Source organism: Sphingopyxis granuli NBRC 100800 (genome assembly GCF_001591045.1).
Taxonomy (GTDB): domain Bacteria; phylum Pseudomonadota; class Alphaproteobacteria; order Sphingomonadales; family Sphingomonadaceae; genus Sphingopyxis; species Sphingopyxis granuli.
This window is the reverse complement of record NZ_BCUA01000122.1, coordinates 1-8,026: the sequence shown is the minus strand read 5'-3', so window position 1 is coordinate 8,026 and position 8,026 is coordinate 1. Positions and strand designations below refer to the sequence as shown.

Here is an 8,026-nt window from a genome sequence, read left to right as displayed (position 1 = left end):
GCAGCGGCCAGCCGCGGCGCAGCGCGTCGATCGCGCGCGCGGCGCGGCGCGCGCCCGCGGCGGCGGCGTCGCTCAAAAGGCGAACTCCGTGATCAGCGGAATATGGTCCGACGGCCGCTCCCAGCTTCGCGCCGGCTGGACGACGCGGTGCGCCTGCGCGCGGTCGCCGAGGTCGGGCGTCACCCACATATGGTCGAGCCGGCGGCCGCGGTTCGACGCCGCCCAGTCCTTCGCGCGGTAGCTCCACCAGGTGTAGAGCGGGGTCGGTGCGGCGATGAAGCGGCGGCCGAGATCGACCCAGTCCGACGCCGCCTGCAGCCGCGCCAGCGTCTCGACCTCGATCGGGGTGTGGCTGACGACGTCGAGCAGCGCCTTGTGGTTCCACACGTCGCTTTCGAGCGGCGCGACGTTGAAATCGCCGGTGAGCACGGTCGGCTGGTCGAGCGTGCCCGCCCAGTCGGTCATGCGGCCGAAGAAGTCGAGCTTTTGCCCGAACTTGGGGTTGAGCGTCCGGTCGGGAATGTCGCCGCCCGCGGGAATGTAGACATTGTCGACCCGCACGCCCGACGGCAGCGTCACCCCGACGTGGCGCGCCTCGCCATTCGCCTGCCAGTCATATTTGCGCACGTCGGTCAGCGGCAGCCGGCTGACGATCGCGACGCCGTGGTGCATGCGCTGGCCGTTGGTGACGATGTGGGTGTAGCCGAGCCGGCGGAACATGTCGGCGGGGAAGAGGCCGCATTCGACCTTGGTTTCCTGAAGGCAGAGGACATCGGGCGCCTCTTCGCGCAGCAGCTTCTCGACGATGCCGATGCGGGCGCGGACGCTGTTGATGTTCCAGGAGGCGATGCTTGTCATGCGGCGGCTCTATCGGGGGCGGATGCGGTTCGCAATGCCGGGCAGCCCGAAGAAGAGCGAGAGCCATGGCCCGGAAAAACATAAACCCCCGTCCCAGGGGCGGTGGGACGGGGGCTCAAGGTCAGCGTTCGTCACGCTCTTGAAAGAAGGTGCCGGGCCATCCGGATGGGGCAACAGGGGGAAACCCAAAACCGGGAGCCGTGTTGGCGCCTTCGAGGGTTGGAATAGCCGCTTTTCCCTGTCGCCAAGCTGAACGAAACGGCGCCCTGCCAGCCTGTGCCTTCCGTTCGTCGGCGCCAGAACGCCGCTCGTCGAACATCGGCCCGCCTTCCCGTGGGGAAAGCGGGCCGGTGCCGCGCGACGATGGGCAGATGGGGGCGGGATGGACCGGAAAGAGTGCGCGTCAGCGGCCGCCGCGCTTCTTCGGGCGCGGGTCGGTCCAGCGGAAGGCCGAATCGGCCACCGCGACGTTGAACTTCTGGTTGCTGAGGTCGATGCGGGTGCGGTTGTTCTGCGAATCGAGCGCGACCCAGCCGCGCAGGCGCAGCCCCGCCGGCGCCGCCGCGTCGCGGATGAACACCATCGTGATCGTGCCATATTCGGGGCGCTTCGGATCGTGGACCTCGACGCTCAGCACGTCGCTGCTGTTGGTCGGCAGCACCTTCGCATATTTCGACAGGTCGCGGTCGGGATCGAGCAGCGCGCCGAGCGGCGAATTCTTCACCGGCCAGCGCTGTACCTGCTTCACCTCGTAATCGATCATCGTCAGCGCGCTGCCGTCGCCGACGATCAGCATCGGCACGCCCTTCTGATACTGGAAGCGGATCTTGCCGGGGCGCTTGAGGGTCAGCGCGCCGGACAACCGCTGGCCGTTGCGGTCGGTCTGCACGAAGTCGGCGGTCATCGAGCTGGTCGACTTGAGGTGCGCCTGCACCGCCGCCAGCGTGCTCGACGCCTGCGCAAGCGCCGGGGCGCCGGCGGCAAGGCCGGCGACCGCCGCGGGCGCGAGCGTCCAGGCGGCAAGGCGGGTCAGGCGGCGGCGGAAGGTCTGTTCGGTCATCGGGCTCTCGTCATTATGGAATCGGTCTGTGAATCGGGTCGTTATCTGGACGCAAGGCCTTGAACCGGCCCTGAACCCCGCGTCCAGCCTTCCAGCCGTCATTGCGAGGAGCGTAGCGACGAAGCAATCTCCTGCCGTCGTCCGGCCTTGCCGATTGCTGGAGATTGCTTCGTCGCCTGCGGCTCCTCGCAATGACGTGGGGGTATTCGTTCAAATCGCGGGCGGGCGCTCCGGTTCCGTGTTCCGCTATCGCGGCTGGCCATATTGGTCGGTCAGCACGTCGCGCCGCCCGACATGGTTGGGCGGGCTCACCAGCCCTTCCTCCTCCATCCGCTCGATCAGCCGCGCCGCGCTGTTGTAGCCGATGCGCAATTGCCGTTGCAGCCAGCTCGTCGAGGCCTTCTGGCTCTCGGCGACGATCTGGCATGCCTTCGCATACATGCGGTCCTCGGCGCTGTCGCCGCCCGCCGGGGCGCCCTCCATCGCGAAGCCGCCGTCCTCGGGCTCCTCGGTGACGCTCTCGACATAGTCGGGCGCCCCCTGGCCGCGCCAGTGATCGGCGACCGCGCGCACCTCGTCGTCGGAGACGAAGGGGCCGTGGATGCGGGTGATCTGCTTGCCGCCGGGGACGTAGAGCATGTCGCCCTTGCCAAGCAATTGCTCGGCGCCGCCCTCGCCCAGGATGGTGCGGCTGTCGATCTTCGAGGTGACGTTGAAGCTGATGCGCGTCGGCAGGTTCGCCTTGATGACGCCGGTGATGACGTCGACCGACGGACGCTGCGTCGCGAGGATCAGGTGGATGCCCGCCGCGCGCGCCTTTTGCGCGAGGCGCTGGATCAGGAACTCGACCTCCTTGCCCGCGGTCATCATCAGGTCGGCGAGTTCGTCCACCACCACGACGATCTGCGGCAGCGGCTGATAGTCGAGCGTCTCCTCCTCATAGACCGGCTGGCCGGTGTCGGGATCGTAGCCGGTCTGGACGCGGCGCCCGAGCGACTTGCCCTTGGCGAGCGCGGCGCGGACCTTGTCGTTGTAGCCCGCGAGGTTGCGAACCGACAGCGACGACATCATCCGATAGCGGTCCTCCATCTGCTCGACCGCCCATTTGAGCGCGCGGATCGCCTTCTTGGGCTCGGTGACGACGGGTGCGAGCAGGTGCGGGATGCCGTCGTAGACGCTGAGTTCCAGCATCTTCGGGTCGATCATGATCAGCTTCACCTGATCGGGGCCGAGCCGATAGAGCAGCGACAGGATCATCGCGTTCAGCCCGACCGACTTGCCCGAGCCGGTGGTGCCGGCGATCAGCAGGTGCGGCATCGGCGCGAGGTCGGCGATCACCGGGTCGCCGCTGATGTTCTTGCCGAGGATGATCGGCAGCGATCCCGTCTGCTCCTGAAACAGCGCGCTGCCGATCATCTCCGACAGCACGACCGATTCGCGGTGCGCGTTGGGCAGTTCGATGCCGATCACGGTTCGCCCGGGGATCGGCGCGATGCGCGCCGACAGCGCCGACATGTTGCGCGCGATGTCGTCGGCAAGGTTCGACACGCGGCTCGCCTTGGTGCCCGGCGCCGGCTCCAGCTCGTACATGGTGACGACGGGGCCGGGGCGGACCGCGGTGATCACGCCCTTGACCTGAAAATCCTCGAGCACCGATTCGAGCAGGCGCGCATTGCGTTCGAGCCCCGCCTTGTCGACCTGGCCGGTCGGGCCTTCGGGCGCCGGGGCGAGCAGGTCGAGCGAGGGGAGCTGGTAATGGGTGAACAGCTCGGTCTGCGGCTTGGGCTTGGGCTTCGACGGGGCCGAGCGCTGCGCGGGGTCGGCGATCTCGGGCGGCGCGCGGTCGCTCGGTTCGGCGCGCGGGCGCGGGCGGATGACGCGCTCGACGAGGTTCGGCGCCTTCGCCTCGGGTTCCTTCAGCCGCGCCGGTTCGAGGACGCGGGCGCCCTCGGGCGCGGGCAGGCGGAAGCGCTGGTGCCAGCCCTTTTCGAGCCGCAGCGCGCGCCACGCGAGCCACAGGCCGAGCAGGACGAGCAGCAGGATGGTGCCGAAGCGGATCAGCGCCGCCGCCGGCTCTCCCGCCTGATCGAACAGCGGCGCGACGGCGCCGCCGACGATCAGCGCGAGCAGTCCGCCCCAGCCGGCGGGAAGCGCCGCGCCCGAAGCGGGCGCCCACAGCTCGATCCCCAGCCCGACGAGCAGCACGCCCGCGAAGCCATAGGCGAGTTGGCGCGGCCAATAGGGTTGCGGTTCGCCGATCCACAGTCGCCACGCGATCAACCCGAACAGCGGGACGAGCAGCGCGATCGGCGCGCCGCCGACCGACAGGCCGAGGTCGGCGAACCAGGCGCCGGTGCTGCCCATCCAGTTGGCGGCGTGGCCGCCCGCGGCGGTGTTGAGCGCCGCGTCGGTGCTGTCGTAGGTGAGGAGTGCGAGCGCGAGGAACAGGGTGAACAGCGCGAGCGCGGCGGCGGCGGCGATCACCAGCGATCGCGCGATGCTCTGCTTGAAAAGGGTGCGCCAATCGGCCTTTGCGGCGACGGGCTTGCGGCTGGCCATGCTGGTTTCGGTCCCCATCAGAGTGAATTCCGGCGATATGCGCATGCGCCGGACTCGCCGTCAAGCAGCCCACGGCGAGGTGCGCGGGGTCGCGGCACGGAATCGGGGCGTGTCGCCGGGCGGGGCGAGTGCCGAGTGCCGGTCCGGGACGGACAGGGATCGCTGAAGCGGCTGCTTTTGAGGGTAGGAAGCCGTCGTTCGTGTCATCCACCGGTTTCCCTCCCGCCTGCGGGTGGGGCAGCGAGAGTTGCGAGCTTGCTCGCTACTCGCAGCGGGGTGGGCCTCTGCGCCGCCGCTGCCCACCCCCGACCCCTCCCGCAAGCGGGAGGGGAGGCAGGATGCAAAAGGGGGCAATGCGCCCGCTTCCCAATCGCGCCGTTGCGGTCTAGGGCAAAGGCATGAGCGAACCCCTGCGCAGCGATGTCCTGATCTCGGGCGGCGGCCTTGTCGGCCAGGCCCTTGCCCTCGCCCTCGCCCATCACGGCCTGTCGTCGCAGATCGTCGACCCCGCCGACCCGGTCGCGACGATCGCGCCGGGCTTCGACGGGCGCGCCTCGGCGATCGCGAGCGCGGTGTGGCAGATGTTCGGGGTGATCGGTGTCGCCGACCGGCTGGCGGCGCACGGCTGTCCGATCCGCGCGATCAAGGTCAGCGACGGCGGGCAGGCGGGCGAACTCGATTTCGTCGCTGCCGAGGATGCCCCCGCGCTCGGCACGATGGTCGAGAATCGCCAGCTTCGCCTCGCGCTCGCGGCGGCGCTCGCCGATGCGCCGCTGGTGCGGCTGTTCATGCCGGCGAAGGTGGCCGACCGCGCGGTCGACGCGCACGGCGTGACGCTGACGCTCGCCGACGGCACGCGGCTGACGGCGCCGCTGCTGATCGTCGCCGAGGGACGCCGCTCGCCGACGCGCGACGCGGCGGGCTTCACCATCGCCAATTGGTCCTATCATCATCACGCGATGATCGGCGCGGTCGCGCATACGAAGCCGCACGATCGGGTCGCGCACGAGATATTCTTTCCCTCGGGTCCGTTCGCGCTGCTGCCGCTTGTCGACGACGAGCAGGGCCGCCATCGCTCGGCCTTCGTGTGGACGGTGTCCGAAAAGGACGGCCCCGCCTTTGCGAAGCTGGGTGATCGCGGCTTCCTCGCCGAGCTGGGCAAGCGCGCCGGCGGCATTCTCGGCGACATGGAACTGGTCGCGCCGCGTATGACCTATCCGCTCGGCTTCCACCACAGCGCGCGGATCGTCGCCGACCGGATCGCGCTCGTCGGCGACGCCGCGCACGGCATCCATCCGATCGCGGGGCAGGGGCTCAACCTCGGGCTGCGCGACGTCGCGGCGCTGACCGAGGTGCTGGTCGAGGGGGCGCGGATCGGGCTCGACCTCGGCGATGCGGCGCTGCTCGCGCGCTACCAGCGCTGGCGCGGTCTCGACAATCTGATGGTCAGCCTCGCGACCGATGGGCTGACCCGCCTGTTCGGCATCCCCGGCCGCCCCGCCTCGCTCGTCCGCCGCGCCGGGCTGGGCGCGGTGCAGCGCATGCCGCTGCTCAAGCGCTTCTTCATGGACGAGGCGCGCGGCGAGGCGGGCGACCTGCCGCGCCTGCTCGCGGGGGCGGAGATTTAGCGGGCGGGGCGAAAGCTGGCGCGCGATGGCTTTGGACGGACTCCTGTCTATCCGCTCGACACGAACGGGTTTAAGTCAGGTCATCCGGTTCTAAGTATTGTCCCCTAGCCGCGCGGCAGGCCGTGATTCAGCATGATGTCCTATCCCGCCGGTAACGCAGTCGTTACCGGGAGGGGCGCATGTCGGCGAAGAGCGAGGCGATCGAACGGGCGGCGGAGGCGCTGATCGCGGCGCGCACCGAGGGGGAGGCCGCGCCCGGACCGCGGACCCGCGCCGGGGTCGACCGCGCCTTCGCCCGGCTGATGGCGCTTGCGGCGCCGCGCATCCGCTATTTCATCCGCGCCCATGGCCTTTCCGATGTCGCTGAGGATGCCGAACAGGCGTGCGCGATCGCGCTGCACTGCGCCATCGGGCGCTACGATCCGCGGCGCGCGCGCTTCGCCACCTATATGGCGTGGCCGATCCGCGCCGAGTTGCAGGCGCTGCGCCAGCGACTGCGCGGAGGCCAGCGCGGCGGGTCGGCACGAGCGGGCGTCTCGCTCTCGCTCGATGCACTGGCGGGGGAGGGGGCCGACGGCTGGCTCGCCGACCCGCAGGCCGAGGCGGCGACCGAACGGGCGGCAGCCGACCGCCTCGCCAATGCCGCCGCCGACCGCCTCGTCGCGGCGTGGTCCGCGCGGCGGCGGCTGGCGCCCGGTGCGCGGGGCTCGCACCGGACCGACGCCCGCCTTGCCGCCGAGGAGGCGCTCGTCCGCCGTCATCTCCTGCCTGTCGAGGCGGGGCCGCGGCTTTGCGAAAGCGACCGCCACATCGTGCGCCGCGCGCTCGCCGACATCGCGCGCCACGCGGCGGCGGGCTGAGCCGCTAGAGTGCCGGTTTTGATTCAATCAAAACCGTCACTCCAGATTGTTTTTTTTTTGCGTTTTCCGAGTCGTCAGGCGGTTCCGCCTGACTTGAAAACACTCTATTGCAGCGTCGCGCGGCCGTCGTCGCTGTCGAAGCGGCCGAAGAATTGCATGAACTGGATGACCAGTTCGGCGCGCGCGCCGACCGGCGTCACCTCGAGCAGCGCCTGCTTCGCCGCGGCGTCGAAGGGGGCGACCTGCGCGATGCCGTTGACCAGCGTCGCATCGTCGAGCTGGCTGACCGAATCCCAGTCGACGACATAGCCCTGGCGCTGCGCGAAGCGCTTCGCCTCACGCTCGAGGCTGGCGCGTTCGACGCTGGACAGCACCGCCTCCTCCTCGCCTTCGGCTTCGATCTCGGCCTCGACCTGGCGAAAGGGGGTGGTGACGTCGAGCTCGCGGCGGATGCGAAAGCGCGCGACGCCCTCGAGGACGAGGTTGAAGCGCCCCTCGTCGAGCGCTTCGACATCGACGATGCGGCCGACGCAGCCGATGTCGTAGAGCGCGGGGGGTTCGCGATCCTCCTCGCCCGGGATCTGGCGCGGCTGGATCATCCCGATCTGCCGGTCGCGCGCCAGCACCTCCTGCACCATCGCCTTGTAGCGCGGCTCGAAGATGTGGAGCGGCAGGTGCAGCCCCGGGAACAGCACCGCACCGGGCAGCGGAAAGATCGCGATCCGCTGGATGGTGAGGGGCGCGGTTTCGTCCATGTCCGGCCTAACCGAAGAGGATCAGCGACAGGCGGCGGCGCTGCGCCGCGACCCAGGCGTCTTCGAGCCCGACCGCCTCGAACAGCGACAGCAGCTTCGCGCGCGCCGCGCCCTCGTTCCATTCGCGGTCGGCGGCGATGATGTGGAGCAGATTGTCGGCGGCCGCGTCGCGCTGTCCGGCGCCGATCTGCGCCGCCGCGAGATCGAAGCGCGCCTGATGGTCGGCGGGGTCGGCGGCGACCGCGGCTTCGCGCGCGCCGAGCTCGCCCGCGTCGGGCGCGTCGGCGGCGAGCGCCAGCGCGCTGC

Annotated in this window: 7 protein-coding genes; 2 read left to right on the top strand and 5 right to left on the bottom strand. The window is 70.1% G+C overall.

From position 1 onward, the window contains the following. Positions 1 to 72: 72 nt before the first annotated feature. The 3 genes from SGR02S_RS18060 to SGR02S_RS18050 form a co-directional block, all read right to left on the bottom strand. Complete coding sequence (locus SGR02S_RS18060; protein WP_067113318.1) at positions 73 to 858, bottom strand: exodeoxyribonuclease III; 786 nt, start codon at positions 856 to 858, stop codon at positions 73 to 75. A gap of 403 nt (positions 859 to 1,261) precedes the next feature. Then, positions 1,262 to 1,918 (bottom strand): LolA family protein, encoded by a 657-nt coding sequence (locus tag SGR02S_RS18055; protein ID WP_067113315.1) that lies wholly within the window; start codon positions 1,916 to 1,918, stop codon positions 1,262 to 1,264. Positions 1,919 to 2,164: 246 nt separating this feature from the next. After that, positions 2,165 to 4,477 carry an FtsK/SpoIIIE family DNA translocase gene (locus SGR02S_RS18050; RefSeq protein ID WP_067113321.1) on the bottom strand — a complete coding sequence of 771 codons (2,313 nt, stop codon included), beginning with the start codon at positions 4,475 to 4,477 and terminating at the stop codon, positions 2,165 to 2,167. 398 nt (positions 4,478 to 4,875) lie between these two features. On the opposite strand from SGR02S_RS18050, the gene SGR02S_RS18045 reads away from it, so the two are divergent. Together SGR02S_RS18045 and SGR02S_RS18040 are read left to right on the top strand one after the other, a co-directional pair. Beyond that, entirely contained in the window at positions 4,876 to 6,105 is a 1,230-nt protein-coding gene (locus SGR02S_RS18045; protein ID WP_067113312.1) for an FAD-dependent monooxygenase, read from the top strand. Positions 6,106 to 6,284: 179 nt separating this feature from the next. Next, positions 6,285 to 6,965: an RNA polymerase subunit sigma-70 gene (locus SGR02S_RS18040; RefSeq protein ID WP_067113310.1), complete on the top strand. Its 681-nt coding sequence runs from the start codon at positions 6,285 to 6,287 to the stop codon at positions 6,963 to 6,965. 104 nt (positions 6,966 to 7,069) lie between these two features. Here SGR02S_RS18040 and SGR02S_RS18035 read toward each other — a convergent pair whose 3' ends face one another. Further along, a complete protein-coding gene (locus SGR02S_RS18035; RefSeq protein ID WP_067113306.1) occupies positions 7,070 to 7,720 on the bottom strand; it encodes an LON peptidase substrate-binding domain-containing protein in 651 nt (216 codons plus the stop codon). A gap of 7 nt (positions 7,721 to 7,727) precedes the next feature. Then, a partial coding sequence (locus SGR02S_RS18030; RefSeq protein ID WP_156483126.1) for a tetratricopeptide repeat protein occupies positions 7,728 to 8,026 on the bottom strand: 299 nt, incomplete at its 5' end.

What these genes read in the sequence shown, in the direction of transcription:
- SGR02S_RS18060 (WP_067113318.1), bottom strand. Translation starts at nt 858, where the DNA reads ATGACAAGCATCGCCTCCTGGAACATCAACAGCGTCCGCGCCCGCATC.
- SGR02S_RS18055 (WP_067113315.1), bottom strand. Translation starts at nt 1,918, where the DNA reads ATGACCGAACAGACCTTCCGCCGCCGCCTGACCCGCCTTGCCGCCTGG.
- SGR02S_RS18050 (WP_067113321.1), bottom strand. Translation starts at nt 4,477, where the DNA reads ATGGCCAGCCGCAAGCCCGTCGCCGCAAAGGCCGATTGGCGCACCCTT.
- SGR02S_RS18045 (WP_067113312.1), top strand. Translation starts at nt 4,876, where the DNA reads ATGAGCGAACCCCTGCGCAGCGATGTCCTGATCTCGGGCGGCGGCCTT.
- SGR02S_RS18040 (WP_067113310.1), top strand. Translation starts at nt 6,285, where the DNA reads ATGTCGGCGAAGAGCGAGGCGATCGAACGGGCGGCGGAGGCGCTGATC.
- SGR02S_RS18035 (WP_067113306.1), bottom strand. Translation starts at nt 7,720, where the DNA reads ATGGACGAAACCGCGCCCCTCACCATCCAGCGGATCGCGATCTTTCCG.